We start from the raw sequence: 25,828 nt of genomic DNA on the forward strand, positions 1-25,828 counted from the left end.
GAAAATAGCTGCATTTGAGACCGATCCGAGGTTTGTAAACGGTTTCGCACGTAAAATAGCGGCTCTGGGGACCGATACCTCGTTTTCCGGTCTCAGGGGACGTTATTTTGGAGAAAATGCGGGGTTTGTACCGCTAAAACAGAAAATAGCTGCATCTGAGACCGATTCGGGGTTTGTAAACGGTTTCGCACGTAAAATAGCGGCTCTGGAGACCGATACCTCCTTTTCCGGTCTCAGGAGACGCTATTTTTGTCGTTTCGGCCCTTTTTTACGGCGTTCGGTCTCAGGGGACGTTATTTTGGAGAAAATGCGGGGTTTGTAACGTGAAAACAGAAAATAGCTGCATTTGAGACCGATCCGAGGTTTGTAAACGGTTTCGCACGTAAAATAGCGGCTCTGGGGACCGATACCTCGTTTTCCGGTCTCAGGAGACGCTATTTTTGTCGTTTCGGCCCTTTTTAACGGCGATCGGTCTCAGGGGACGTTATTTCGGAGAAAATACGGGGTTTGTAACGTGAAAACAGAAAATAGCTGCATCTGAGACCGATCCGAGATGTGTAAGCGGTTGCCTTGTTGGAATAGCGGCTCTGGAGACCGATACCTCGTTTGCCGGTCTCAGGAGACGCTATTTTAGAAGATTAAGGCTTTTTTTACAGCGATCGGGCTTACAAAATCAGTATTCTTTAAAAACAGCTGCTCTTTATATCTACATGACAATATCCCACAACTCCCTATTACAGCAAAAAAAGTCAAAAATAAAATTTGGACATTTGCTATGATTTTCTTAGAGGGGGCCGGAGAGATGACAAATGAGACGATCATTCAGAAAACAATTGATTGGATTGAAGACCATCTTCAAGAAGACATATCGGCAAGGGACATTGCCTCTGCAGCAGGTTTCTCTAAATTTCATTTTCACAGGATATTTCAGGCTGCGGTCGGCGTGTCTTTTTCCGAGTACTTGAGAAATAGAAGAATGACAAGTGCTGCTGCTGCCCTGATCCATACAGATGAGCGAATCATTGATATCGCGCTCTCCTGCTGCTTTGAATCTCAGGAAGTATTTACCCGGGCTTTTAAGAGAGTGTATCAGCTTCCCCCGGGACAATATCGAAAACTAATGAAGGAGCTGATTGCTCCTAAGGAGGAAATGAAAATGGAAGAACCAATCAAAGGCTGGTTTTTAAGCGGGAGCAACCCGTATAGTTATGAGATGGGAACAGACACTGAAATCGTCCATAACGGGAGAAAATCAGGTTATTTAAAATCAACAGCTGTTACCCTTGCTGAGGGGGAATTCGCGACGATGATGCAGCAATTCAAAGCAGATCAATACAAAGGAAAAAGAATGAGGCTTTCTGGGTTTTTGAGGACGAAGGATGTGAAGATCATGGCAGCCTTTTGGATGAGAGTGGACAGTGCATCAGAGGACATTCTGCAATTCGATAATATGAGCAACCGGCCTATTCAGGGGACGGCGAACTGGAACCATTATTCCATCGTGCTCGATGTTCCTGAAAACAGTGCCTCTATCTCATTCGGCATTATCCTCTCAGGAACGGGATGCGTATGGGCGGATGGTATAACCTTCGAGGAAGTGGACAAAAGTGTTTCGACTACTAATGCAGAAACCCAATATGTTATGCTGGACAATCCGGTCAATCTGTCTTTTGAGGAAGCTTGAACTGTAGAAACCTTTCAGCCTACTAATCTGTTTACAACAGCCATTCCGGTCTGCACGAAATCGTACAGGCCGGAATGGCTTTTCTATTAAAATAACGGACGGATTGACTTTCTCAATACCTCCGCACTCGCAGCAAACCGTTCTTTTTCATCTTCATTCAAATCCAGCTCGACGACTTCCCGGACTCCATCCCTGTTGATTACAGCTGGAACGCCAATGTATACATCGCTTTCCCCGTATTCTCCTTCGAGCAACGCAGATACGGTCAATACACTGTTCTCATTGTGAAGGATGGCTTTTGTGATCCGGACGAGCCCCATCGCGATTCCATAATAAGTGGCACCTTTTCTTTTAATAATTTCATAGGCAGCATCCCGAACCTGTATGAAAATCCGGTCAAGATCCTCCATGCTCGCCTCAGGGTCCCGGGCAATTCTTTTCAAAACTGGAACTCCCCCGATATCCGCTGCACTGTATACGGGAAGTTCACTGTCCCCATGTTCTCCAATGATATAGGCATGAACGTTTTGCGGAGCTACATTAAAATAGGTGCCAAGCTCATAGCGGAAGCGGGCAGTGTCCAGGATCGTACCGGATCCAATTACTCTCTCTTTCGGGAGTCCGCTGTATTTCCAGACGGCGTAGGTGAGAATATCGACGGGATTGGTCGCAATCAGGAAAATGCCATCAAAGCCTGAACCCATCACCTGATCTGTTATGCTTTTAAAAATCTTTGTATTCTTTTCCACTAAATCAAGACGGGTTTCTCCTGGCTTCTGATTCGCTCCGGCACAGATGACGACGAGATCTGCCTCTCTGCAGTCTCCGTAGCTGCCCAGTACTACAGGAGTGGGATAGGGCGCAAAAACTTTGCCGTGGTTCAAGTCCATGACATCGCCCATTGCCTTTTCTTCGTTCAGATCAATTAAAAAAAGTTCGTCGGCTATCCCTTGATTCATTAAGGCAAATGCGTAGCTTGCTCCAACAGCTCCTGTTCCAATTAACACGACTCGATTCGTTTTTCCGGTTCCCATCCTGCTCATCCTTTCATGATTTCAGCTTTTTTGTGAAGCTCTTCACAATTATATTGTACGTTATTCTTCTCCTAATTTGCACCATCTATTTGACAAATTTGTGTTTTAACGGTGCGAAGCTGATTATGCTATCTTTAATATAGGAAGGATGATGCCGGTGTGAAAAAAAAGATTCTTCTGCTAGTCTTCGGCTTCGCATTTTTGGCAGCAGCAATTTTCATTTATCATCAATCTATTCAGAAGGGACCGCTTGCTTCAGTGGAAAAATATAAAATTTACTATGACACTCCAACGCCTGAAATAATGAAGCAACTCTCAAAATACCAAATGGTCATTATCGAACCGGTTTTTTATTCTGCGGAGCAAATCAGCCTGATTCAGGAAAACGGGACACTTGTGTACGGGTATGTAAATTCCATGGAAGCTGACCTCTGGAACAAGGATTTGTACAGCCGTTTTGATGATGGAGATTTTTATAAAAGGAACGGGGAGCGCATTTATATAGAGGAATGGAATTCCTATCTAATGGATATGAAGTCCTCTCACTTCAGGGAAGTGCTTCTTGATGAAACGGAGAAGCAAATTGTTCAAAAAGGGCTGGATGGTGTATTTTTGGACACCGTCGGAAACATCGATGACCGCTTTTCCGAAGACCGGGATGAACGGACCGCCCAGCAGGATGGACTGATTCTTCTTTTAAAGCAGCTGCAGAAAAAGGAAGTGTCCATCATCCAGAACTGGGGACTGGAAACAGTTCAGAGAACGGCTCCATATATAGACGGACTGATGTGGGAAAACTTTGAGTACAAGGAAATCTCAAGTGATGATTGGTCGAAAGAATGGATGGAAAAAACACGGCACCTGTCGAGAAAATACAGATTCTCCGTCCTCACAGTTTCAGACCGGAACCATAAAGAAAGCAGCCGACTGGCGAGAGAAAAAGGATTTATTCATTTTCCTGCGCCAGAGGGCTATAACTATAATCAATTTTAGCGGTCGTTCACCACTATATACGTCGCTTTAATCGGACCATGTACCCCAACGACGAGGTTCATTTCAATATCTGCAGAGTTGCTCGGCCCGGTGATAAAATTTATGCAGGACGGAATGTCGCTGCCTGCCTCAATTTGGCCGTGGATGCTTTGAGCGGTCTGGGTAATCCGCGGAACGAGGGTGCTTTTCGGGATGATAGCAATGTACGTTGCGGGAAGCAGCGACACAGAGCGTCCTTTTCCTCTGCCGCTGAACAGAACAACGGTTCCGGATTCTGCTAGTGTCTGATCGCTGAAGGTAATCCCTACGTTCGCTTGTTCAGCCCGCTCGATGTTTTCCTTCCCGCTTGCTTCATCCCATAAATAAGTGCTTACCCCTTCTTCAGGCCAGTCCTTCTCAAGAAGCCCGGATAATCCGAACTCCTGAAACCTCGGGTCATTCCAGGTTACCACCGGCCCTCCTCCATACTCGCGGACGGCTTCTTTAACCGTTTCATATAACTGATCTGCTGTTGCCTCCATATAGGATGTATGAATCCGGACGCATTGTTCCTTTAGCACTTCCAGCAGTTCATCCTGGTTGAGTCCCTGAAGAACGTGGTCCTGCGGGCGATGCTTCCAATCCGGCCGTGTGATGCCTGCCGTTCTGCGCTCACGGCCGAGATGATGGGCTATTTTATTTAAAAAAGCTTCTCTATTCTGCAGCGTCCCTTCCATTATCGTTCCCCCTCCTGTTTTAGACGGCTCTTCATCCAGTCGCGCAGCCGTTCTTTTTGCGGTGCCGGGAACTCTCTTATATCGGTCCATGCCTTCAGCGGGCCAGGACCTTTCGATATTTTTCCGCCTGCTGTAAACGGCCCCATGGCAGCCGGTGCCGCTTTTCCGCCAAGTCCGTACAATCCCGGTGAAGCGGCACCGAGTCCGAATGCCTTCATCGCCATCTTTTCTGAAATAGGGGCTTTTCCTTCCCTCTCAACAATTACCTGCCGGTGCTTATGCAAAAGCTCATGCAAAGGAATTTTCACCGGGCATGCATCCGTGCACGCTGCACAGAGAGTCGAGGCATACGGCAGTTCCTTATACTCTTCGTAGCCGCCAAGCAGCGGGGTAAGGACTGCTCCGATCGGACCTGAATAAATCGAACCGTAGGAATGGCCTCCGACATGCCGGTAAACAGGGCACACATTCACACAGGCCGCACAGCGGATGCATTGAAGAACGGACTGGAATTCTGTCCCCAATATTTTTGACCGGCCATTGTCAACAATAACTAAATGAAAATCTTCCGGTCCATCTGCATCGCCCTCCTGCCTCGGGCCTGTCAGAGCGGTAACATAGCTTGTCAGCTTTTGTCCCACGGCACTTCTTGTGAGCAGACTGACGAGAACCTCGAACTCTTCAAACGTCGGAACGATCCGTTCCATGCCCATTACGGTTATTTGTGTTTTGGGGAGGGCAGTAACCAGTCTTGCATTCCCTTCATTGGTGACAAGGCTGACTGACCCGGACTCGGCGATTGCAAAGTTACAGCCTGTTATGCCAAGATCTGCAGTGAGAAATTCCTTTCGGAGCATCTCTCTTGCGTGCAGGGTAAGCTCCTCCGGGTTCTCCGATTTCGTATAACCGAGCTTTTCCCGGAACACATCGCGAATCTGTTCTTTGTTTTTATGCAATGCCGGTGCAACAATGTGGGACGGAGGGTCATGGTCATCCACCTGCAGAATATACTCCCCCAAATCCGTTTCGATGACCTCGCAGCCGATCTCCTCAAGACTCGCGTTCATGTGGATCTCTTCTGTCACCATCGATTTGGATTTAACGATTTTTTTCGCTTTTTTCTCTTTCGCTACTGAAGCAATGTACGCATTGGCCTCCTCGGCCGTTTCTGCAAAAAAGACATGTCCTCCCCTTTTCACCACATTGTCACTCAGCATCTCCAAATAATAATCCAGGTTTTCAAGCGTGTGCTGGCGGATTTCCTCGCCGTGGGAACGCCATTCCTCCCAGCTGCCCAGTTCTTCCGCGGCTTCATTTTTCCTGCCCTGCAATCTTTCCTGGGCCCCAGACACTGCGAGCCGCATAAAAGAATCTCCAATTCCCTTGCCTACCCGGTCATTAAAATTCTCCGTTCCGATTCTCATCGGCATAGCCGCTCTCTCCCCTCATTGATGATTGAGTACTTCTGCAATATGCATTACCTTAACAGGCCTTCCCTTCCGGTCGATCCTTCCCCCGATGTTCATCAGACAGCCGCAGTCGCTGCCTATTAGAAAATCAGCTTCTGTCCGTTCGATACAGTCTACTTTTTCATCCACCATTTGCTCAGAGATGGCTCCCATTTTGACAGAGAATGTTCCGCCGAATCCGCAGCAGTTTTGAGCATGCGGAAGAGGCTCAAGCTGAAGGCCTTTTACGTTTTTTAACAGTTTAAAAGGAGAATCGGTTACCTTTAAAAGCCTCGTCATGTGGCAGGACGTGTGATACGTAGCCTTCGCCGGAAAACTCGCACCGACGTCTTCCATTTTCAGCACGTTGACGATAAAATCCGTCAGTTCATACGTTTTATTTGCAAGCGCTTTCGATTGATCCCGCCATTTTGAATCGTTCTCAAAAAGATGCGGGTATTCCTTAAACATGGCTACACACGAACCGGACGGCGAGACTACATATTCCGCCTTTTCAAATGCACGAATCATATTCTTCATCGCTTCCTTCGCTTCTTTAACGTACCCGCTGTTATAAGCCGGCTGACCGCAGCACACTTGCTTTTCCGGAAACTCTACCTCGCATCCGAGCCGCTCAAGCAATTCGACCGTCGCCTTACCGGCTTCTGTCTTAAAAAGATCGACGAGACAGGTAGCAAACAGGGAAACTCTCATTCTCTCATCTCCTTAAGGAAATAAGTCAGCAGGTCATCTGATGACTTGATGTGATTTTTCACCATTATAGAACATGCAGCAGAGAAGCTCAAGAGAAAAACAGGCAGAAGAAGCACAAAAGATGGTGCGGCGTCCTGCGCCTCCCCATAAATGTACAAAGAAAAAGAACAGGGTTCATCCCTGTTCCTCTCCTACTTTTTTAAATATTTCATCAATACTTCTTCCACATTTGCAAGATGATTCATCATCAGTTCCTGGGCTTTCGCTTCATCCTTTGCCGAAATTGCCTCAAAAATTTTCACATGTTCCTGGTACAGGCGCTTTGATGTTGTCTGCTTTGAATAAAGCCAGATTCTCCGGGTTTCCCGCATGGTATTCAACATCATCTCTGACACATTGTTCATGAGCCCCATCAGCATCGGATTACGGGAAGCACGTGCGATCGCCATATGGAAGTCAAAATCGGCTTTTTCCCCAAGCTCTTCATTCCCGATTGTCCCCTTCATCTCCAATAGGATCCGGTTAAGCTCTTCAATATCCTCTTCCGTCCGGTTCTTAGCTGCAGAAGCGGCAATACCGGCTTCGAGAATTTTGCGGACTTCAAGTAAATGGGCAATAGATTCACGGTTCATGAGAATGGAGGAAAAAAGGGAGCCGCTGATGGAATGGGGATCAAATTCTTTTACATAAGTGCCTTCTCCCTGCCTCATCTCGATGATGCCCATTGCTCGCAGGGCGCTCAATGCTTCACGGATCGCAGACCTTCCCACATGAAAATCCTCTGCAAGCTGCTGAACAGAGTTCAGCTTTTCACCAGGCTTGATTTCCCCTTTTTTTATCGTATCAAGAATTGCTTCTGCAACTTCTTCGTATATTTTTTTCGGTTTGATTTGTTTGTAGGTCACTTTCCTTATTCACCTCGGCTGGCTTCAATGTAACAAGTATACTCTGTGGGCAGCTTTTATTAAAGCAGCGAAAGAAAATTCAGAAAACAGTTGATTGAAATGAAACGGCGTTTTATACTCTTAGCAGAGAATAAGTCATCTGATGACCTTATCACCATAGAGCATCTGCTGGTTTATTCTACAAAAAATCATAGGGAAAAGCTCTTGTTTTTTATAGGTACCTACATAGAATGGCAGCACATCATTCATTATACTTGATTTTTAATAAGAGCTTTTCTGGACTAAAACAATGTAATCGTTTACAAATCACACATGACAAAGGAGGAAAAAAACATGAATTGGATGCAAGACTTTACCCCTGTTGGAGACAATCTGGCTCTCTCAGCTATTATTGCCCTCATTCCGGCATTGTATTTTTTCTGGGCGCTTGCCATTAAACGGATGAAAGGGCATTGGGCAGGGTTGTCCACATTGCTTGTCGCATTCGCTGTGGCCGTATTCGCTTTCAAAATGCCGGTCCAAACGGCTGCTATGTCAGCTACCCAAGGCGCCGTATACGGGGTTCTTCCCATCGGCTGGATTATCATAACTTCCGTTTTTTTGTATAAGCTGACCGTTAAAACCGGCCAGTTCGATATTATCCGGAACTCCGTGCTCTCTATAACCGAGGATCGCCGGCTGCAGGCTTTGCTGATTGCCTTCTCCTTTGGTGCGTTCCTAGAAGGAGCAGCAGGTTTCGGTGCACCGGTCGCGATCTCCGCAGCCCTTCTCGCAGGACTGGGATTTAATCCTCTCTATGCAGCAGGGATCTGCCTCATCGCCAACACGGCACCTGTTGCCTTTGGTGCCATCGGGATTCCGATTATTGCAGTAGCGGGGCCTACCGGGGAGTCTGCTATGGAAATTTCCCAAATGGTCGGCCGTCAGCTCCCGTTCATCTCTGTGTTTATTCCGCTGTACCTCGTTATCGTGATGGCCGGATTTAAACGGGCTCTTGAAATCATGCCCGCTATCCTTGTCTCAGGGGTATCCTTTGCACTCATTCAATATTTGAGCTCCAACTTTATCGGTCCTGAGCTTCCCGATATTCTTTCAGCGCTCGGTTCTCTTGTTGCGCTCACGGTGTTCCTGAAATTCTGGAAGCCGAAAACCATCTATAGGTTCAAATCCGAATCAGAGACAGCAGCTGCCTCAGAGGCATTAAAAATAGAAGAGCCTGCTGCCGGCTACTCAAAAGGACAGGTATTTAAAGCATGGTCCCCGTTCCTGATCCTGACTATATTTATTTCGCTTTGGGGGATTCCGGCGGTCAAGCTTGCGCTGACAGGGCATTACGAAGGCACAAACCCATTTTTGATAGCGATTAATTCGATCGGCCATCTGCTGACCTTCAGTCCTGAAGTTCCGCTGCTGCACAACCGGATCATCGGCGGTTCAGGGGATCCGATCCCTGCTTTTTACAAGCTTGAGGTGCTTGGTGCGGCCGGTACCGCAATCCTGCTTGCAGCCATTGTTACTAAATTTGTTGTGAACATTTCCTGGAAGAACTGGGCTGAAGCATTCGGGGAAACTTTCAAGGAGCTTAGAATGCCGCTTATTACAATCGGTTCTGTTGTTGCTTTTGCCTATATCACAAATGCTTCCGGGATGAGCACAACACTTGGGATGACCCTTTCCCACACAGGGGAATGGTTCGCATTCTTCTCTCCTGTTCTTGGCTGGCTTGGTGTCTTTATCACCGGCTCAGATACATCTGCCAACCTGCTTTTCGGAAACCTGCAGAAGATCACGGCACAGTCTATAGGGATGGATCCAGTGCTTGCGATCGCTGCCAATTCCTCCGGCGGAGTAACAGGAAAAATGATTTCGCCGCAATCCATCGCCGTTGCCTGCGCTGCAGTCGGGCTCGCCGGAAAAGAGTCTCATCTGTTCCGCTTTACAATCAAGCATAGTCTGTTCCTGCTCTTACTCGTTTGCATCATCACGTTTGTGCAGCATACATTCCTGCAATGGATGATTCCGTAAAAAATCACTGTGATTTATAATGATGGCAGACAGGAACCAAAGGAGTGAGCAGCATGCTGCTGCCTGGACTGGCCGCAAAAATCGTTGAAGAAGTAAAGAAAGTGATGAATGAAGACGTGATTGTCGTCACTCCTGACGGCACGATCATCGCAAGTACTGATGACAGCCGGATGGGAAGCTTTCATGAAGGAGCAAAGATTGCTTCCTCTGAAAAACGCAAAATCATTATATCAAAAGAAGATGAACAAATTCTCACCGGGGTTAAGGCCGGTATTAATCTCCCTGTTTTTTTTCAGGGAGAGGTTGCCGGAGTGATCGGCATCACCGGAATTCCAGAAAAAATCTCCCCTTTCGGAGAAGTGGTCCGAAAAATGACCGAGCTGCTTGTGAATGAAAACTATTATTCAGAGCAGCTGAATTGGGAAGCGAGGACCCGTGAAGCCTTCGTCTTTGACTGGATCCAGCTGAAAGAATGGACACCAGCCTTTAAGAACCGGGCACATCTCCTCAATATCGATCTGACAATCCAGCGCCTGGCAGCAATCGCTGCTGTTCCCGATGAAGGGATCGAGCATAGAAGCATTTCTTCCGTTATTCACACATGGCAGAACAGCCATCCGGATGACCTGCTCGTCCAATGGGGCACAAATCGGATCGTGCTGTTTTTGCATTGTACAGATCTATCCTATACAAAAAACAGAATAGCTTCCTTCCATCATTATTTAGAAGAGGAATTCCGGACAGAAATTTTGATCGGTGCCGGGAAGTCTGTGCGCCCTGCCAGAATAGCAGATTCTTATCAGCAGGCGGAACGCGCTTTGCTCTCTCATAAGCCGCTCACTCAACGGATTGTCTATGATGAAGATTTAACGGTTGAAATGCTGCTCAGTGAAGTCAGCTTGAAAACAAAAGAGGAATACATTGAACGGACCATATCCCCGCTGCTGGCAGAAGGGGATTTATTCACCACACTGCAAACCCTTTTTGAAAACAACCATTCTCTGAAAAAGACTGCAGAAGCCCTGCCGGTTCATATCAATACGCTTCATTACAGGCTCAAAAAAATAGAAGAAGTGACCGGACTGAATCCTTCCAGACTGAATGATGCTCTCATTTTGTATCTTGCTGTTTTACTTATGGATAAACAGCCAAAATGACTGCCATTTTACCGCACCATTTTTATAGGAATCTACATAGCGGGCTCTGCCCGCTTTCTTTTATACTTATAGAAAACGCTTACTTAAACAGGGGGATCGGTATGCTGAACAAGGAATTCAAAGAAAAACTGATTTTGGTGGCAGGCAAACAAAATGTTGAAGATTCCAATGCAAGCCGGCTTGTCTATTCCTATGATGCCACACCGGGCTTTCAGTCTCTTCCGGATGCTGTCGTCTCGCCCCGCTCAGCAAATGAAGTCTCTGAAATTGTGAAACTATGCAGCGAATACAAGGTGCCGATTGTCCCCCGCGGATCCGGAACCAATCTCGCAGGCGGCACATGCCCGACCCAGGGCGGAATCGTCCTGTTATTCAAGCATATGAACAAAATCCTTGAAATCGATGAAGAGAATCTGACGGTAACCGTGCAGCCGGGAGCCGTTACCCTCGATCTCATTAATCAGGTGGAAGCAAAGGGTTTGTTTTATCCGCCTGACCCAAGCTCTATGAAAATATCAACCATCGGAGGGAACATCAATGAAAACTCCGGGGGCCTCCGCGGACTGAAATACGGAGTGACAAGGGATTATGTCATGGCTCTTGAAATCGTGCTGGCAAACGGAGACATCATCCGGACAGGCGGCAAGCTTGCGAAGGATGTAGCCGGATATGACTTCACCCGGCTGTTCACAGGATCGGAAGGAACACTTGGCATCTTGACAGAAGCCACGTTGAAGCTCATTCCAATGCCGGAAACGAAGAGCACGATGCTCGCGCTTTATCAGGACCTGGAAGCGGCGGCGCGATCTGTCTCTAAAATTATCGCAGGCAAAATCATTCCAGCTACCTTGGAGTTTCTGGACCAGCCGACTTTAAAGGTCGTTGAAGACTTTGCAAAAATCGGGCTTCCGACAGATGTTAAAGCCGTCTTACTGATTGAGCAGGACGGGCCTGCAGATCTCGTCAGCAAAGACATGCTGAAGATGGCGGAGATTTGCAAGCAGGAGGACGCTGTATCCGTACAGCTTGCGAAAACAGCAGAGGAAGCAGAGGCACTCCGGACAGCGAGACGCTCTGCCCTATCAGCTCTTGCACGTCTGAAGCCGACGACCATTCTTGAGGATGCAACGGTTCCGAGATCTGAAATTGCCAAGATGGTTACAGCCATCAATGAAATCGGGGAAACCTACAACGTTCAAATCTGTACATTCGGCCATGCCGGTGACGGAAACCTCCATCCTACCGTTGCAACCGATGCACGGAACCATGAGGAAATGGAGCGGGTGGAACAGGCTTTTGCTGCCATTTTTGAAAAAGCGATCGAACTGGGCGGAACGATTACAGGAGAGCATGGGGTCGGGGAAATGAAGGCTCCTTACCTTGAATGGAAGCTCGGAACGGCCGGAATACATGCCATGAAGGCGATCAAAGATGCACTGGATCCGAACGGAATTATGAATCCAGGTAAAATTTTTGCGAAAGACACTAGAAAAAGGGTGGTCGTTACATCATGACAACCGTAAAAGAGCAGGAAAAGATTCAAGAGCAATTCAAGGAGCGGATGAACGAGGATGAGCTGCTGAACTGCATGAGATGCGGCTTTTGCCTGCCCTCCTGCCCCACTTATGTTGAATCAGGCTTTGACGAAGCACACTCCCCGAGAGGCAGAATCGCACTTATGAAAGGGGTTGTTGATGGACTCATTGAACCAGATGAAGATGTGGAGCGCTCCCTGGATCTTTGCCTCGGCTGCAGAGCGTGCGAGCCGGTCTGTCCATCAGGAGTGAATTACGGCCATTTATTAGAAGAAGCCCGCGACATTATCAATCAAAATAAAAAGCACTCGTTTCCTGTAAAGGTCGTGCGAAAAGCAGTCTTTCATCACTTATTCCCCCATCAAAACCGGATGAGAAACATAACAGGTCTGCTGGGATTTTATCAGCGGTCAGGATTGCAGAAGCTCGCTCGGAACACCGGAGTCATGAAGCTTTTTCCGGAGACGATGGCAACGATGGAAAAAGTGCTGCCGGCCGTACCGAAGATGAAGGAAATGAAAAACCGTCCCGAATATCTGCCGGCGGAAGGGAAAGTCTCCAAACGCGTTGCTTTTTTCAGCGGCTGCCTGATGGATACGATGTTCCTTGAAACAAACAATGCGACCGTCAAGCTCCTGCAGGCCGGGGGCTGTGAAATCGTCATCCCTAAAAGCCAGGCGTGCTGCGGCGCCCTTCACGGACACAGTGGAGAAAAAGCAGAAGGAAAGGCCCTTGCAAAACGGAACATTCAGGCATTCGAGGAGATCAAGGCCGACTATATCATTACAAACGCCGGCGGCTGTGGAGCCTTTTTGATCGAATATGATCATCTGCTGAAGGATGAACCGGAATGGCACGACCGTGCGAAAGCCTTCTCGGCAAAACTCAAGGATTTTACCGAGGTGCTCATCGAGTGCAGGCTGCATGAAAACGTTCCGCTCTCCCTTCCCCCTGCTGCCGTGACTTATCAGGATTCCTGCCATTTGCGCAATGTCATGCATACCTCCTCCGCTCCCCGCAGGCTGCTGAACGCAATAGACGGCCTTCAATTCAGGGAGATGAAGGATGCCGACCGCTGCTGCGGATCTGCCGGGATCTATAATATCGTGGAATCCGAAATGAGCATGCAAATCCTGGATTATAAAATGGAACAGGCAAAATCATCTGAAGCGGCCATTATTGCCACAGCCAACCCGGGATGCCTGCTGCAGATGCAGCTTGGCATTGAACGGGAAGGCCTAACCGGAAAGGTTAAGGCCGTACATCTTGCCGATCTCTTATATGAAGCAATGGAATACGGCATTCAAACTGCAGAAACTTCCCGGTCTGCAACCACTGCAGCTGCCGCAAAATCATGAACGGATTTTCTTTTGCGGTTAAGAAAGGGAAGTACGAAGTAAACAATGGCTAAAAGATTTGAAGCAATCAGGACGATCAGCGTGTGCGGCTCCTCTACATTGGGGGAAAATACCATCTGCCAAATACCGTAGTGCGCAAGCTCCCACGGCAGAAATTTTACACAGCTGCGGATGAGTGCCTGAAAAAAAGAAATTCTGTTTCCGCGATCATTTACAACCTTCAGCCCGGCAAAGCGTTTGCCGGGCGTTCCTTGGTGTACAGAGGATTCAGCATAAGCAAAGAACAAAACGACAGGCAGAACCAGCATCATCGACCCGGCAGCCTGGGAAGTCCCTGCATCGATCGTAAACAGTGGCTGTAAAGCGAAGGAAAAGAGACTGAGCAGCGCACCGTAAGCCATAATCCACCCCGTGTCCGCGATCAGAGCTTTAACACGTTTTCCCATAATGGCTCACTTCCTTTTTAATAGGTTATGCGGACAGAATTAGGAATACGTCTCTGCGCGGATTCAGCTGTGCTTTGTGCTTTGTGCTTTGTGCTCTGTGTTCTGTGCTTTGTGCTCTGTGCTCTGACCCCTTCTACTTTAAAGCAACAGGGGAACAAGCAATAGAACTGCCGGCTCTTGTCCTGTATGGATTCCTAGGGGCCGGGGACGGAGGTTTAGTGCTTTAGCGGATGTGGGGTCAGAGCTCAGCTCTGACCCCTCTTGCTTTAACGCAGCGGGGGAACAAGCAGAAAGACTGCCGGCCCTTGTCCTGTATGACTTCCTAGAGACCGGGGACGGAGGTTTAGTGCTTTAGCGGATGTGGGGTCAGAGCACGGATCCTCCATACCCATTACCGCAATTATCCACAAATGGCAGGATTCCGACCCCGGAACCACCTCGGCTGACAATTTCATGGTAAACTATTTCCTATCGTACATACAGAGGAGACTGCGGGATGAGACAAAAAATAATGGGTGCGCTCCTGCTGATCACGGTGCTCGCAGCAATGGAAGGCACCATCGTCAGCACGGCAGTGCCAAGAATCACAAGTGATTTATCAGGAATTGAGCTTGTCAGCTGGGTCTATGCGATTTATATGCTCGCGACAGCGGTCTCGGCCCCTATTTACGGAAAGCTTGCCGATCTCTACGGCCGCAAGCGCGTGATGATAGTTGGCATCATTCTATTTTTGATTGGAGCTGCCTTATGCGGTGCTGCTGCTACAATGGAACAGCTGATTATTTTCCGGGCTGTTCAGGGGCTCGGTGCTGGTGTGGTCATGCCTGTGACAATGACCATTCTTGGAGACATCTATACGGGCACAAGAGAGCGGGCTAAAGCGCAGGGCTGGCTCAGCGCGGTATGGGGCGTATCCGGTGTACTCGGCCCCCTGCTTGGAGGATTTATTGTAGACTCTATGTCCTGGCGCTATATTTTCCTGTTGAACCTGCCATTCGGGCTCATCGCGCTCATTATGCTGATCAAGTATTACCAGGAAGACATCGCTAAGGAGAAACAGAAAATTGATTTTCTGGGAGCTGCTGCTTTCTCGATCGGTACCATTTCACTGCTGTATGCACTGCTTACCGGCAGCCAGAGCCAGGATTGGAGCAATCCGGCAATCATTGGACTGTTCGCTGCAGCGTTTGTGGTGTATGGATTTTTTATCCAGATTGAAAAAAAAGCAGAAGAGCCAATCATTCCGCTTCATTTGTTCTCAAACCGCAGAGTGATGCTTGTCAATCTGCTCACTCTTGTAACAGGGGCAGTGATCATCAGCATCACGATCTACCTGCCCATTTGGAGCCAGGGGGTTCTCGGAAAAAGTGCCACAGCTGCGGGCTTTATTTTAATGCCGATGCCTGTCTGCTGGACGTTCGGGTCGATCCTGTCAGGGAATCTTGTCGGCAGGCTCCGGGCAGGAACCATTATTGTCCTCGGAACCGGAGTGTTAAGCATCGGAGCCCTGCTCCTGTTCACTCTTTCCATGCAGTCCCCTGAATTTCTGATCTACGTATCCATCGGATTGCTCGGGCTTGGAATGGGTTTGATGACCCCAATTTTCATGCTGATTATTCAAGGCTCTGTTCCGTCCAACAAACGGGGATCGGCTGTTGCGCTGAATACATTCATCAGTACGTTCAGCCAGACGCTCGGCTCTGCCGTTTTCGGCACCATTTTTAATCTCGTTGCCCTATCGCAGTCGGGAAGCAGCGGGCTTGATCTTAATTCTTCTTTTGAACATGGAAATGTTCCGGCTGAAGAGCTCGCCGGACTGCAGGAGATTCTTTCGGCAGGAATTCATACCATCTATGGCGGAACCTTGATCCTGGCCGTGATCAGTTTCGCGCTGTCCTGGCTCCTGGTTAGAGCAAAAGGGACTTTGGTGCAGGAAAATTGAGCGCAGTGGCTGGGAGTCGCAGTCAGCTTGAACCGTGTCCTGCACCGGTTCTGAAAAAAAAGAAGGGACCCGGCAATCATGGGTCCCTTATCCATATAAAGCATTTGAACCTATTCCCTCTCAAGCGCCAGCGTACAGCAGCGGAATGCTCCTCCGGATTTGATAATCTCCGAAATATCGGTTTCCACTACGTCATAGCCCCGTTCTCTCAACTGGTCGTTGGTGTGCTTGTTCTGCGGAAGTGCTGCCAGTTTTTTATTTCCCAGGGAAAGCACATTTACACCGAGCCTGAATTGATCCTCTTCTTTTACTTCTATTACATCAAACCTGGATTTCAGCAGTTCAAGTTCTTTAGATGAAAGAGCATCAGGAAAGAGGAGTGCATCTTTTTCGGACAGGATATTGAATACACAATCGAGGTGGAGGTACTCCTCTTTAATCGGTAGTGGCACCAAATCGTAATCCGGCAAATGCTTCGCCAGCATAGGGACACTGTCAGGAGATGTCCGTTCACTGATTCCAATGTATACCGTTTTGCCGTCAATCAAAACATCCCCGCCTTCAATTCCCGCTCCTTTTAAATCCACATATTTCAGGCCTTCTTTTTCCAGCCAGTTTTTTAAAATGGCTTCTTCCCCAAACCGTATGTCCATCTCCATATTCGCGATAAAAAAAGTATCTCCCAGGACAAATCCGATATCCCTTGTAAATACCTGTTCAGGGTAGCGCTCATCCGGTTCAAGCAAGGATGTCCGGATTCCTTGTTCCTGGAGTAATCGAATGAACTCTTTGTGCTGCCGTTCAGCCTTTTCAGCATCCAGCGGGTCGTGTTTATAATGTCTTTGGGTTTCATTGATGATCTCTTCTATTTTAAGATATTTCGGCGGACAGAGCAGTACGCTTTTCAACTTCCCATATTCATTATGGCAGCTTGCCTTTATATTCATTTGGTTTGCCTCCTGACCAGCTTCATTATGTGAAGTAGTGTTTCCGCTAAACGGCAATTCCATTCCGGGATAGGGAAGAAGGCATGATGAGTGCAGGAAATCCGAAAAAAAAAAACCGTGATGCTTTCAAAGCGTCACGGGGGTTTCCTCTATTTGCCGGTCAACTTTCACCCGGCTTCTCCATCCATACTCTGTAAACCCGGGAATCCCCTTTACAGAAGCGCTCTGTTTTTATGACGCGGTTATCATGGCCGGAAGATAGATAGAAGGCAAGAACATAAGCAATCTTATGGTCAGACGTTTCGTAGCCTTCGTACAGCTGTGCATGCATTTCATTAACGATTGAATCTGCCCACATTTCTGCTTCCCAAAGCGTTTCAAACATCTGATCCTCTTTTTTCCATCTTATTCCCATCGTATTGCCTCCAGTCTGCACGTATCCTTTATCTATTTTCTGCAGACCCGGAAAATTCCTCTATTTTAAATCCTGCTGAAACAAATGTTTTGCACAATATTCAATGATTTCTCTCCTCCGGATCATTCCGATAAAGATCCCCTGATCATCGATGACCGGAACAAAATTCTGCTCCATTGCCCTGTCGATGATTTCATCCATCCTAGCCGTAATCTGCACGGGTTCATTTTTCCGGTGCATGTCAATCTCAGACAAACTCATTTTATGAGTGTTTTCAAAGTTTAAATTGGGTGTGTTCTTCAGCTTCCAAAGCAGATCCCCTTCTGTCAGGGTAGCAACATACCTTCCTTTTTCATCGAGAAGAGGCAATGCAGAATAACGGTGGTATTCCATTTTCTCCAGAGCCTGTCTGATCGTTGCCGAAGCCGGAAGGTAGACAACCTCGCTTTTTGGAATCAGGAAAAAAGCAATATTCATGTTAACGTTAGACCCCTCTTTTTATCTATTTTTTGCAAAACAAAAAGACCTCTTACACCGGGACATATGATTCCCGTTTAAGGCGGTCTTATAGACCTCCTTCGCAAAAGCCGGCGAAGTTAGCTGACGGGCAGGATGGCGAAGAAGTTCTTCATCCCTTCTCATTAGAGAATGAGCCCCAATTAATCGGTTCCTCCGCTCCCGGTGTGCCGGAATTAGGCCGTATTCCATTCCTGTTTATCTTACTCCCCGCTCTCCATGATGTAAATGTGAGCATTTTACTATAAATGTAAGCGATCTTTATATATCTCACCTTTCCTCTGGCTTCCTGCCGGATGCTTATCCATACGGGGCAACATCATCAAAGAAAACGAATACATTTCTTAAAAAACCTCTTCCCATCTATTAATAAACCAGTATAATAAGTAGGGGCAAATTGCGCCAAATATCGACAAAGTGCATTTGCAGATTTTGTGCAAATTCAGGTTCGTTTGGGTAAAGATAAGTAACAGTCGTTACTCCCGATGATTCTGTGCCATGATTTTATACTACTTGAGGAGGTTGCAGCATTGAATTTCATTATTTCACTTGTCGGAATCGCTGTCGTTTTCGTTCTGGCTTATCTGGTCAGTAACAATAAAAAACAGATTAAGTACAAGCCGATTTTAATTATGCTCGTTTTACAGGTTGTTCTGACATTTATTCTTCTGAACACAGGAGTCGGATTATTTGTCATTGAAGGAATTTCGGCAACCTTTACAAAGCTGCTTGAATATGCGGCTGCAGGCATCAACTTCGTATTTGGGGGAATGGCCAACCCGGATGAAAACCCGCCGTTTTTCTTAACCGTTCTGCTGCCAATCGTTTTTATCTCCGCTTTGATCGGGATCGCGCAATATATTAAAGTATTGCCTTTTATCATCAAGTATCTGGGCCTTGTCCTTAGTAAAATTAACGGTCTTGGGAAGCTTGAATCCTTTAACGCTGTAGCTTCTGCTATCTTCGGGCAGTCTGAAGTATTCATTTCAGTTAAAAAACAGCTGGGCCATCTTCCTGATCACCGGTTATATACGCTTTGCACGTCTGCCATGTCCACCGTATCAGCTTCTATCCTCGGCGCTTATATGACGATGATTGATCCGAAATACGTGATTGTGGCTCTGGTCCTTAACCTGTTTGGAGGATTTATCATCGTCAATATCCTCAACCCTTACGAAGTAACGGAAGAAGAGGATTTTGTAGAAGTAGAGGAAGGCGAGAAACAAACCTTCTTCGAAATGCTCGGGGAATACATTATGGATGGGTTCAAAGTAGCCATTATTGTTGGTGCGATGCTGATCGGATTCGTCGCAATCATTGCTGCCATCAACGGATTGTTTGATATGATTTTCGGCATCACCTTCCAAACAATGCTCGGTTACGTATTTGCACCGTTCGCGTTTATCATCGGAATCCCAATGAACGAGGTGGTTCCAGCCGGTACAATCATGGCTACAAAGCTCGTTTCCAATGAATTCGTAGCGATGCTCGACCTGTCCAATATGAAAGGCCTTTCTGAGCGCACAACAGCTATCATTTCTGTGTTCCTTGTCTCCTTTGCGAACTTCTCCTCCATCGGGATCATTACCGGTGCCGTAAAAGGACTGCATGAGCAAAAAGGAAATGTCGTCGCGCGCTTCGGCCTGAAGCTTCTTTTCGGAGCTACACTTGTCAGCTTCCTGTCAGCAGCCATCGTGGGACTGTTAATATAAAGAAAAAGTGATGCGGGATTTAGACCGCATCACTTTTTTATTTCTCAACCTGCATGTCGCCCTCACCAGACCCGTAGGTTCCCCTGTTTGATCTGGTCTAGTGTTTTCTGCCTCTCCGTTTTCGTTGACTTCTATTTGAAAGAAATTTTACTGTTCAGAACCTGAATTTTCCTTGCCAGTGTAGACATAGATGGCATCACGCAGAAATTGAGCAAGCCCCGGCTGCTTTTCATCGTAGTAAGCCTTGAAGCGCTCATCTGCCACATACATGTCTGCCAGACCACTGTGGGCCTCTTTGCTGTAGCTGTCCCAGTAAAAGCTCAGCCACTGCTTATGAAGATCCGCTGCCTTTTGTGATTCCGCACTGGATGGATCACCTGTTTTAAAAGCTTCCGCCAGGGCAACTTTAACCTGCTGTTCCAGTCCGGTGACTTCTTCATATTGTTCCTTTGTCATGTTCTGCAGATTCTGATTGGAGCGGTCAATCGTATCTTCCCCATATTTTGCGCGGATTTCCTCTCCATACTTCGCTTCATTTTCCTCAACCATCTTTCGCTTAAACCCTTCGAATTTTTCCTGATCGGACATCTGTGTTCTCCCTTCTGCAGCTGAAATGGTTTTCTCTACATTCGCAATGAGCAGATCCAGCTGCTTTCGTTTTTCCAGGAGCTTCCGGCGATGCTGGATAAGAGCTTGAGCTCCGCTGAATTGCGGGTCTGAGAGGATTTCCTGAACCTGTTCAAGACCCACTCCAAGTTCTCTGTAAAAGAGAATCTGCTGCAGGCGGTCCACCTCTGATTTTCCATAAATGCGGTAGCCCGATGAATTGATCCTGGCCGGCTTCAGAATGCCAATCTCATCGTAATACCTCAACGTTCTCGGTGTAACCCCTGCTAATTCAGCGAGCTTTTGCACGGTATATTCCATCATGTTCACCTCCTGGTAAAATCAGATTACACCTTTACGCAGCGTGAAGGTCAATGGGGGAAAGCGGATTTTTTTAATACTGTTTTTCTTTGATTAAAGGGGCCGCTGATATAAATTTTACCTAACGGTCTAATCCTTCAGGTAGAACCTATAAATCTTGAGATAAACGAATCATATCCCTGCACTGAATCCCATTTTCAAAAATGTCTTCTGGGTAATGCCTGACGAAAAAGTCCATATCAACGCCAACGATTCGAAAGCCGCACTTTTGATAAAGAGCCAGTTGCCCTATGCCTGAATTTCCCGTTCCAACTTCAATCGTTTTATAGCCTCTTTTCTTAGCTTCCTCAATTGCATCCTTTACAAGCCGTTTTCCTATACCCTTACCATGTTGTTCTTCTATCACTGCAACATTAACAAGTTCAACTGTTCCTGGTCTGGTTGGCAGTAATACATAAACACCAATTATTTGCTGTTCGTTTTCAGCTATAAAACAGTCTCCTCTATTCCTATATTCCTCAACACTCTCTCTTGAAGGGTCTGCTAATAACAATAATTCCATTGGAAGTTCTTCACCTTTAGTAAGTTCCCTACTAACCATTTTGACCTCCCTCATTAACCTCAGTTATTCAATTCCAGATCATTTTCTCATGCTGAGTTCCCCGTGCGGATAAATTTCAAAGTGTTTGATCATTACCTGTTCTGGCATCGTTTCCTAAACAAGATAATGCCCTCTCAAGAACGTGTTCTCACTACTGTAAACAAAAGCCCGGCTTTTTAAGCCGAGCCTAATAACCTATTTCCTTGACGATTATCCTGATCCTCTATCTATCTTTTCTTCAATTCTATCTAATTGTTCATTCCTCTTCTTAGAAGAACGAACAACAATGATAATAGTGACAATGATTGCAATAGGAATTAAAAGTGCAAATAACTGAAAAACAATATCACCTATGTTCAACATTTAGTTCACCTCTTTTTTGAAATATTATAGAAGATATCCATTTTTATTGCTGTGCCTTCGAATTTTTTTGTTTTCCTGCAAACAATGCGGAACATAGAAGGAATACGATCCCTAAACCAGCTCCCGCAATCATTGAATAATCAAAGGTATCCTTTAATGCTAAACCACCCGTAATGGATGCGGCAAAAAACATAAGAAACATGACTGTATAATTTTTCTTCATTTTCTCAGGCCTCCTTTACTCCCCAAAAAAGCATTTATGTACACCTTGATGGCTTCATCTGTCAGTAAATTTATTCACTGCAGGTGCTGAAGCCCGGATCGTTCCACTGACTCCTCTCTCCTCCAGCAAATCGGTTATTTTCTTCAAATGCTTTTCATCCTCAATGACCACATATCGCGAGTAGTGCCACTGGTTACGGTACCGGAAAGTCAGTTTATACGCTTTATTCAGTCTTGAGTTTAGCCCGTATAAAGAATGAGACAAAGTAATGCGTTCCGCTTCAAAATCCTTGATTTGATGGAAGCTGTAAAGCTTTCCATCTATGATGCATCCTTTTTCAAGAATAAAAAGGTTTCCCTGATGTTTAATCAGATTAAACAGCCCAGCGAATACATTCAGCAGCAGAAGAACGTTGTATTCTGCATCCGAAACAAGAATGACCGCTGATGCTCCGGCAAATACCAAAAGGAGACCGGGCGTCCCCCATTTCACAAGCTGATACGATCTTGTTTCTTTGGAGATCGGCTCCATTTCCTTCCACTCTGAAGGAACGAGAGTTGAACTGAACTCTTCTTTTGTTTGCGGATAGATTGCTTTACGCGAAAGGTCAGCCGCTTTCATGATGTTTTTGCGATGCTGCAGCAGGTAATAGGATCCTCCAGCGAACGCCAGAAGAATCAGTGTTTCTAGCATAACTGCATTCCTCCCTTCTCTTTTCTACGTTTACAGACCGTCTAACGTTTCTCTTTTTTAAAAATTTATGGTTCATATTGGAAAGAAATATTGGGATTACACGTTTAAATCATCCTGTATCCGATTTGCAAACCGTGGTATAATCACTTTCGTTGCCAACGGCCCCGGCTTTCATGAGAGTTGAAAGTCACAAGATGGCGAAACCGGAAAAACAGCCGGCAGAAGCCAAATATAAAATAAAGAGAGGCGTTTCCATTTGGAACAGACAATTAAACAGCAGTGGTTTGGAAATGTACGCGGGGATATCCTGTCAGGGATTGTGGTGGCTCTTGCCTTAATTCCAGAAGCCATTGCCTTTTCCATCATTGCAGGCGTTGACCCGATGGTGGGTCTTTATGCTTCCTTCTGCATAGCGGTGGTGATTGCTTTTACGGGAGGCAGACCTGGCATGATTTCAGCTGCTACCGGCGCAATGGCGCTGGTCATGGGCTCACTTGTCGCCGATCACGGCCTGCAGTATCTGCTTGCGGCTACTATTCTTACAGGGGTTATTCAAATTGTTCTCGGAGTCCTAAAATTCGGACATCTGATGAAATTTATCCCCCGCCCGGTGATGATCGGCTTTGTGAATGTATTGGCCATCTTGATTTTCACTTCCCAGCTTCCACACTTTGCTGGAGAATCGTGGCAGATGTATGCACTGACCGCCGGAGCGCTTGCAGTGATCTACTTGTTGCCAAGAGTGACGAAAGCGGTCCCTTCTCCGCTAGTCGCCATTGTTGTTATTACGATTGTTGCCATTTTTACAGGGGCAGGAGTGCGGACGGTCGGAGATATGGGAGAGCTGTCACAATCGCTTCCTGTGTTCATGCTGCCTGATATCCCATTTACCTTTGAAACACTGGAAATCATTTTCCCCTATTCCATTGCTCTCGCATTTGTCGGACTCCTTGAGTCTCTGCTTACTGCGCAAATTGTCGATGATATGACAGATACGCACAGCAACAAGAATAGGGAAGCAAGAGGACAGGGGATCGCCAACATTACAGCTGGTTTATTCGGCGGAATGGCAGGCTGTGCCATGATCGGCCAGTCCGTCATTAACGTTAAATCGGGTGGACGCGGAAGACTTTCCACTCTTGTAGCCGGCGTTTTCCTTCTCGTTCTGATTGTTTTGCTTAATGATCTGCTCATCCAAATCCCAATGGCTGCTTTAGTCGGGGTTATGATCATGGTCTCTATTGGCACCTTTGACTGGTCCTCACTCACCAGGCTTCATAAAGTTCCTTTGACAGATACGGCTGTAATGGCTGTGACCGTTGGTACAGTTGTCCTGACACATGACTTGTCAAAGGGGGTGCTTGCAGGTGTGTTACTGAGCGCCATTTTTTTCGCAGGCCAGCTTTCAAAAGTTCAGACAGCAGTGAAGGAAGAAAAATCCACAAAGACATATAAAGTAACCGGTCAGCTGTTTTTCGCCTCCGTTACCGATTTTGTTCAGCAAATAGATTTTACCGACAAAGACAAAACGATTTCGCTGGATCTGACCGATGCACATATCTGGGATGATTCCGGTGTAGGGGCTATCGATAAAATTGTTCTTAAGCTCAGGCAAAATCACAATCAGGTGGAAGTCACAGGATTAAATGCCAAAAGCTCAGAGCTTATTCAAAAAACAGCCGTCTATCACCGTCCTGATTCAAAGGCAGCAAATCATTGAGGAAAGTGGAACCGGCCGGCTGGCCGGTTTTTGCATATTCATTCATCTAATCTTAAATAGACAAATCAAACACCATCTTTTTTCCGGACGGTTTCCCAAAGAAAGGATCCTCCGTTTCTGTAAAGAGCAAAGATATTCCCCTCAAATCATCCGGAAGTGCAGGAGATACAATAAATCGATGGGTATAAGTTCCATCTCCCCCGCCTCCTCCTTCAAAACGGCAGCTGAATCGTTCATCGATTTGCATGGAAAAGTGGTCGATACCTTTTAGATGCTGATGATCTTCTTCCTCCCAATCTGCATGAAGAAAAACTGTGCTCGCATTCTCGAATTGCCTTATGTACGTTATCGTATAAAAGCTTCCTCCTGCCTCTGCAGTTTTCATAACAGGAAGCAGTTTCCTGAATCCTTCAGGCTCCACTTTCTCTTGATACTGTTCTTCGTTCTCCAAAGCAAGGAAAACTGCCTCCAGCATCTCCTGCTCCAGCCCGAATTCCTGAGCCCATCTGCTAAAGTCTTCATCTGAAGGCATATGGAATGTACCTGCAGCTGCTTCTTTGCGCAGCCCGATGAAGCGGCATATTTCCCGGCTGATTTCATTAAGGCTTGTCATATGACCTCTCCCCTATTTATAAGAATCTCTCTATCATTTCCCCTTCCCTTCCAATTATCCTTTTCTTTTCTGCTAAAATTCAAGATGGTTATTCACTGCCTGAATGGGCTAATTATCTAATAAACCGAGGTGAGGAAAAATGTTCCGATGGTATGTGCCATTTATCTTTTCTCCGATTGTTGCATTGCTGTCTTATTTTCTAGGGGAAGACCAGCCTTGGACTGTGATGACAGGAAGCTTCATAGGAGCCTTTCTAGTTATAGCAACAGTAAGGTTATCAGGAGTTTTAAAAGACAAATCATAACTCCGGTACCGGGTTTTACTCAGCATCACAACTTTATGTATACTAAAACAGATATCACTTAACAGAAGAGAGAGATGCAGGTTGAGTAAAATCCCTATTATTCTATTATGGTTTGTCCTATTAACTGCTGGGTGTTCAGCGGCTGAGAGCAAGGAAAAGGAGCTGACTGTTTCCGCAGCAGCAAGCCTGCAGGATGCGTTAAAAGAAATCAGGACTTCTTTTGAAAAAGAACATCCTGCTATTCATATCCAATTTAATTTCGGATCTTCAGGTGCCCTTCAGCAGCAGATTTCCCAGGGAGCCCCTGCTGATCTCTACATATCAGCTGCGGAAGAACAATTTGACCGCCTCGTGCAGCAGGGACTCATGCTTGATAAAGGGACCATTCTGGCAGGGAACGAACTGGTTCTCGCAGTGCCTAAAGACTCCCCAATACAATCTTTTCAAGACCTGAGCAAAGCAAAACGGATTTCGATCGGAACACCCGAGACCGTACCCGCTGGCCGCTATGCCAAAGAAAGCTTGGAAAACCAGAATGTGTGGAGTGCTGCAGAAGAAAAAATCGTCTATGCAAAGGATGTCCGTCAAGTGCTTACCTATGTGGAAACAGGAAATGTGGATGCCGGAATCGTCTACAAAACCGATGTCCTGTCCACCTCAAATATGGAAATAGCAGATACGGCCGGCCAAAAAACGCATTCCCCGATTCTTTATCCGGCGGGGATTGTGAAGAACACAGCCCACCTCCGGGAAGCAAAACTTTTCTATACGTTTCTCCAATCGGACTCTTCTAAGAGGATTTTGGAAGAATACGGATTTAAAGGTTTGAACTAGTGG

At 46.6% G+C, this 25,828-nt stretch carries 26 protein-coding genes and 1 riboswitch; of the genes, 11 read left to right on the plus strand and 15 right to left on the minus strand.

Features of this window, described 5'->3' with window-relative positions:
- Positions 1–322, plus strand: a 322-nt coding sequence (locus GKZ89_RS21080; protein WP_206672150.1) for a hypothetical protein, incomplete at its 5' end; no start/stop codon positions are given.
- Between the two features lie 480 nt (positions 323–802).
- Positions 803–1,684: a helix-turn-helix transcriptional regulator gene (locus GKZ89_RS08150; protein ID WP_155111921.1), complete on the plus strand. Its 882-nt coding sequence runs from the start codon at positions 803–805 to the stop codon at positions 1,682–1,684.
- A gap of 86 nt (positions 1,685–1,770) precedes the next feature.
- On the opposite strand, the gene GKZ89_RS08155 is transcribed toward GKZ89_RS08150, so the two are convergent.
- Positions 1,771–2,718: an L-lactate dehydrogenase gene (locus GKZ89_RS08155; RefSeq protein WP_155111922.1), complete on the minus strand. Its 948-nt coding sequence runs from the start codon at positions 2,716–2,718 to the stop codon at positions 1,771–1,773.
- A 159-nt stretch (positions 2,719–2,877) separates the two neighbouring features.
- Between GKZ89_RS08155 and GKZ89_RS08160 the strand changes: the two genes are divergently transcribed.
- Positions 2,878–3,711, plus strand: a complete 834-nt coding sequence (locus tag GKZ89_RS08160; protein WP_155111923.1) for an endo alpha-1,4 polygalactosaminidase — start codon at positions 2,878–2,880, stop codon at positions 3,709–3,711.
- Here GKZ89_RS08160 and GKZ89_RS08165 read toward each other — a convergent pair.
- From GKZ89_RS08165 to GKZ89_RS08180, 4 genes are all read right to left on the minus strand, one after another.
- Positions 3,708–4,430: an LUD domain-containing protein gene (locus tag GKZ89_RS08165; RefSeq protein ID WP_162356617.1), complete on the minus strand. Its 723-nt coding sequence runs from the start codon at positions 4,428–4,430 to the stop codon at positions 3,708–3,710. The genes GKZ89_RS08160 and GKZ89_RS08165 overlap by 4 nt on opposite strands.
- On the minus strand, positions 4,427–5,857 hold the full coding sequence (locus GKZ89_RS08170) for a LutB/LldF family L-lactate oxidation iron-sulfur protein (RefSeq protein ID WP_155111925.1): 1,431 nt from the start codon (positions 5,855–5,857) through the stop codon (positions 4,427–4,429). Before GKZ89_RS08170 ends, GKZ89_RS08165 begins: the two co-directional genes overlap by 4 nt.
- Before the next feature lie 15 nt (positions 5,858–5,872).
- On the minus strand, positions 5,873–6,589 hold the full coding sequence (locus GKZ89_RS08175) for a (Fe-S)-binding protein (RefSeq protein ID WP_155111926.1): 717 nt from the start codon (positions 6,587–6,589) through the stop codon (positions 5,873–5,875).
- A 191-nt stretch (positions 6,590–6,780) separates the two neighbouring features.
- Positions 6,781–7,494 (minus strand): FCD domain-containing protein, encoded by a 714-nt coding sequence (locus tag GKZ89_RS08180; RefSeq protein WP_162356599.1) that lies wholly within the window; start codon positions 7,492–7,494, stop codon positions 6,781–6,783.
- 333 nt (positions 7,495–7,827) lie between these two features.
- Between GKZ89_RS08180 and GKZ89_RS08185 the strand changes: the two genes are divergently transcribed.
- The 4 genes from GKZ89_RS08185 to GKZ89_RS08200 all read left to right on the plus strand — a co-directional run bounded on the left by GKZ89_RS08185 (position 7,828) and on the right by GKZ89_RS08200 (position 13,569).
- Positions 7,828–9,519 carry an L-lactate permease gene (locus tag GKZ89_RS08185; RefSeq protein ID WP_155111927.1) on the plus strand — a complete coding sequence of 564 codons (1,692 nt, stop codon included), beginning with the start codon at positions 7,828–7,830 and terminating at the stop codon, positions 9,517–9,519.
- Positions 9,520–9,572: 53 nt separating this feature from the next.
- Positions 9,573–10,676, plus strand: coding sequence for a CdaR family transcriptional regulator (locus GKZ89_RS08190; RefSeq protein WP_155111928.1), 1,104 nt, complete (start codon positions 9,573–9,575; stop codon positions 10,674–10,676).
- A gap of 101 nt (positions 10,677–10,777) precedes the next feature.
- Entirely contained in the window at positions 10,778–12,190 is a 1,413-nt protein-coding gene (glcD, locus tag GKZ89_RS08195; protein ID WP_155111929.1) for a glycolate oxidase subunit GlcD, read from the plus strand.
- On the plus strand, positions 12,187–13,569 hold the full coding sequence (locus GKZ89_RS08200) for a (Fe-S)-binding protein (protein WP_155111930.1): 1,383 nt from the start codon (positions 12,187–12,189) through the stop codon (positions 13,567–13,569). The genes glcD and GKZ89_RS08200 overlap by 4 nt, the downstream gene beginning before the upstream one ends.
- On the opposite strand, the gene GKZ89_RS08205 is transcribed toward GKZ89_RS08200, so the two are convergent.
- The gene (locus GKZ89_RS08205) at positions 13,515–14,015 is read right to left on the minus strand and encodes an RDD family protein (protein ID WP_155111931.1); all 501 of its coding nucleotides are present in this window, start codon (positions 14,013–14,015) and stop codon (positions 13,515–13,517) included. The two genes, GKZ89_RS08200 and GKZ89_RS08205, sit on opposite strands and share 55 nt — an antisense overlap.
- Positions 14,016–14,511: 496 nt before the next feature.
- On the opposite strand from GKZ89_RS08205, the gene GKZ89_RS08210 reads away from it, so the two are divergent.
- On the plus strand, positions 14,512–15,957 hold the full coding sequence (locus GKZ89_RS08210; protein WP_155111932.1) for an MDR family MFS transporter: 1,446 nt from the start codon (positions 14,512–14,514) through the stop codon (positions 15,955–15,957).
- Between the two features lie 110 nt (positions 15,958–16,067).
- Here the strand turns inward: GKZ89_RS08210 and GKZ89_RS08215 are convergent, their stop codons facing one another.
- From GKZ89_RS08215 to GKZ89_RS08225, 3 genes are all read right to left on the minus strand, one after another.
- Positions 16,068–16,904, minus strand: a complete 837-nt coding sequence (locus GKZ89_RS08215) for a dimethylarginine dimethylaminohydrolase family protein (RefSeq protein WP_155111933.1) — start codon at positions 16,902–16,904, stop codon at positions 16,068–16,070.
- A 160-nt stretch (positions 16,905–17,064) separates the two neighbouring features.
- Entirely contained in the window at positions 17,065–17,319 is a 255-nt protein-coding gene (locus GKZ89_RS08220) for a hypothetical protein (protein ID WP_155111934.1), read from the minus strand.
- Positions 17,320–17,379: 60 nt separating this feature from the next.
- The gene (locus GKZ89_RS08225; RefSeq protein ID WP_155111935.1) at positions 17,380–17,796 is read right to left on the minus strand and encodes a CBS domain-containing protein; all 417 of its coding nucleotides are present in this window, start codon (positions 17,794–17,796) and stop codon (positions 17,380–17,382) included.
- 93 nt (positions 17,797–17,889) lie between these two features.
- Positions 17,890–18,028: riboswitch (cyclic di-AMP (ydaO/yuaA leader) on the minus strand.
- Between the two features lie 337 nt (positions 18,029–18,365).
- Between GKZ89_RS08225 and GKZ89_RS08230 the strand changes: the two genes are divergently transcribed.
- A complete protein-coding gene (locus tag GKZ89_RS08230; protein ID WP_155111936.1) occupies positions 18,366–19,547 on the plus strand; it encodes a NupC/NupG family nucleoside CNT transporter in 1,182 nt (393 codons plus the stop codon).
- 147 nt (positions 19,548–19,694) lie between these two features.
- Here the strand turns inward: GKZ89_RS08230 and GKZ89_RS08235 are convergent, their stop codons facing one another.
- From GKZ89_RS08235 to GKZ89_RS08255, 5 genes are all read right to left on the minus strand, one after another.
- Positions 19,695–20,474, minus strand: coding sequence for a MerR family transcriptional regulator (locus GKZ89_RS08235; protein ID WP_155112055.1), 780 nt, complete (start codon positions 20,472–20,474; stop codon positions 19,695–19,697).
- 148 nt (positions 20,475–20,622) lie between these two features.
- On the minus strand, positions 20,623–21,075 hold the full coding sequence (locus GKZ89_RS08240) for a GNAT family N-acetyltransferase (RefSeq protein WP_155111937.1): 453 nt from the start codon (positions 21,073–21,075) through the stop codon (positions 20,623–20,625).
- A 210-nt stretch (positions 21,076–21,285) separates the two neighbouring features.
- The gene (locus tag GKZ89_RS08245; protein WP_241680176.1) at positions 21,286–21,438 is read right to left on the minus strand and encodes a DUF4083 domain-containing protein; all 153 of its coding nucleotides are present in this window, start codon (positions 21,436–21,438) and stop codon (positions 21,286–21,288) included.
- 43 nt (positions 21,439–21,481) lie between these two features.
- Positions 21,482–21,661 (minus strand): hypothetical protein, encoded by a 180-nt coding sequence (locus GKZ89_RS08250; protein WP_155111938.1) that lies wholly within the window; start codon positions 21,659–21,661, stop codon positions 21,482–21,484.
- Between the two features lie 54 nt (positions 21,662–21,715).
- Complete coding sequence (locus GKZ89_RS08255; RefSeq protein ID WP_155111939.1) at positions 21,716–22,354, minus strand: hypothetical protein; 639 nt, start codon at positions 22,352–22,354, stop codon at positions 21,716–21,718.
- Positions 22,355–22,610: 256 nt separating this feature from the next.
- On the opposite strand from GKZ89_RS08255, the gene GKZ89_RS08260 reads away from it, so the two are divergent.
- Complete coding sequence (locus GKZ89_RS08260) at positions 22,611–24,074, plus strand: SulP family inorganic anion transporter (RefSeq protein ID WP_155111940.1); 1,464 nt, start codon at positions 22,611–22,613, stop codon at positions 24,072–24,074.
- Positions 24,075–24,126: 52 nt separating this feature from the next.
- Here the strand turns inward: GKZ89_RS08260 and GKZ89_RS08265 are convergent, their stop codons facing one another.
- Positions 24,127–24,687, minus strand: coding sequence for a hypothetical protein (locus GKZ89_RS08265; protein WP_155111941.1), 561 nt, complete (start codon positions 24,685–24,687; stop codon positions 24,127–24,129).
- Between the two features lie 385 nt (positions 24,688–25,072).
- Here GKZ89_RS08265 and modA point away from each other — a divergent pair, with 385 nt between their 5' ends.
- Positions 25,073–25,825: a molybdate ABC transporter substrate-binding protein gene (modA, locus tag GKZ89_RS08270; protein ID WP_155111942.1), complete on the plus strand. Its 753-nt coding sequence runs from the start codon at positions 25,073–25,075 to the stop codon at positions 25,823–25,825.
- Positions 25,826–25,828: the final 3 nt, after the last annotated feature.

The sequence above is a fragment of the Metabacillus mangrovi genome, from assembly GCF_009711125.1.
Taxonomy (GTDB): domain Bacteria; phylum Bacillota; class Bacilli; order Bacillales; family Bacillaceae; genus Metabacillus_B; species Metabacillus_B mangrovi.

Bases quoted from the DNA above. Each gene is read 5' to 3' on its own strand.
- GKZ89_RS08150 (WP_155111921.1), top strand. From the start codon at position 803: ATGACAAATGAGACGATCATTCAGAAAACAATTGATTGGATTGAAGAC.
- GKZ89_RS08155 (WP_155111922.1), bottom strand. From the start codon at position 2,718: ATGGGAACCGGAAAAACGAATCGAGTCGTGTTAATTGGAACAGGAGCT.
- GKZ89_RS08170 (WP_155111925.1), bottom strand. From the start codon at position 5,857: ATGCCGATGAGAATCGGAACGGAGAATTTTAATGACCGGGTAGGCAAG.
- GKZ89_RS08175 (WP_155111926.1), bottom strand. From the start codon at position 6,589: ATGAGAGTTTCCCTGTTTGCTACCTGTCTCGTCGATCTTTTTAAGACA.
- GKZ89_RS08185 (WP_155111927.1), top strand. From the start codon at position 7,828: ATGAATTGGATGCAAGACTTTACCCCTGTTGGAGACAATCTGGCTCTC.
- GKZ89_RS08190 (WP_155111928.1), top strand. From the start codon at position 9,573: ATGCTGCTGCCTGGACTGGCCGCAAAAATCGTTGAAGAAGTAAAGAAA.
- glcD (WP_155111929.1), top strand. From the start codon at position 10,778: ATGCTGAACAAGGAATTCAAAGAAAAACTGATTTTGGTGGCAGGCAAA.
- GKZ89_RS08200 (WP_155111930.1), top strand. From the start codon at position 12,187: ATGACAACCGTAAAAGAGCAGGAAAAGATTCAAGAGCAATTCAAGGAG.
- GKZ89_RS08205 (WP_155111931.1), bottom strand. From the start codon at position 14,015: ATGGGAAAACGTGTTAAAGCTCTGATCGCGGACACGGGGTGGATTATG.
- GKZ89_RS08210 (WP_155111932.1), top strand. From the start codon at position 14,512: ATGAGACAAAAAATAATGGGTGCGCTCCTGCTGATCACGGTGCTCGCA.
- GKZ89_RS08215 (WP_155111933.1), bottom strand. From the start codon at position 16,904: ATGAATATAAAGGCAAGCTGCCATAATGAATATGGGAAGTTGAAAAGC.
- GKZ89_RS08220 (WP_155111934.1), bottom strand. From the start codon at position 17,319: ATGGGAATAAGATGGAAAAAAGAGGATCAGATGTTTGAAACGCTTTGG.
- GKZ89_RS08225 (WP_155111935.1), bottom strand. From the start codon at position 17,796: ATGAATATTGCTTTTTTCCTGATTCCAAAAAGCGAGGTTGTCTACCTT.
- GKZ89_RS08235 (WP_155112055.1), bottom strand. From the start codon at position 20,474: ATGGAATATACCGTGCAAAAGCTCGCTGAATTAGCAGGGGTTACACCG.
- GKZ89_RS08240 (WP_155111937.1), bottom strand. From the start codon at position 21,075: ATGGTTAGTAGGGAACTTACTAAAGGTGAAGAACTTCCAATGGAATTA.
- GKZ89_RS08245 (WP_241680176.1), bottom strand. From the start codon at position 21,438: ATGTTGAACATAGGTGATATTGTTTTTCAGTTATTTGCACTTTTAATT.
- GKZ89_RS08250 (WP_155111938.1), bottom strand. From the start codon at position 21,661: ATGAAGAAAAATTATACAGTCATGTTTCTTATGTTTTTTGCCGCATCC.
- GKZ89_RS08255 (WP_155111939.1), bottom strand. From the start codon at position 22,354: ATGCTAGAAACACTGATTCTTCTGGCGTTCGCTGGAGGATCCTATTAC.
- GKZ89_RS08265 (WP_155111941.1), bottom strand. From the start codon at position 24,687: ATGACAAGCCTTAATGAAATCAGCCGGGAAATATGCCGCTTCATCGGG.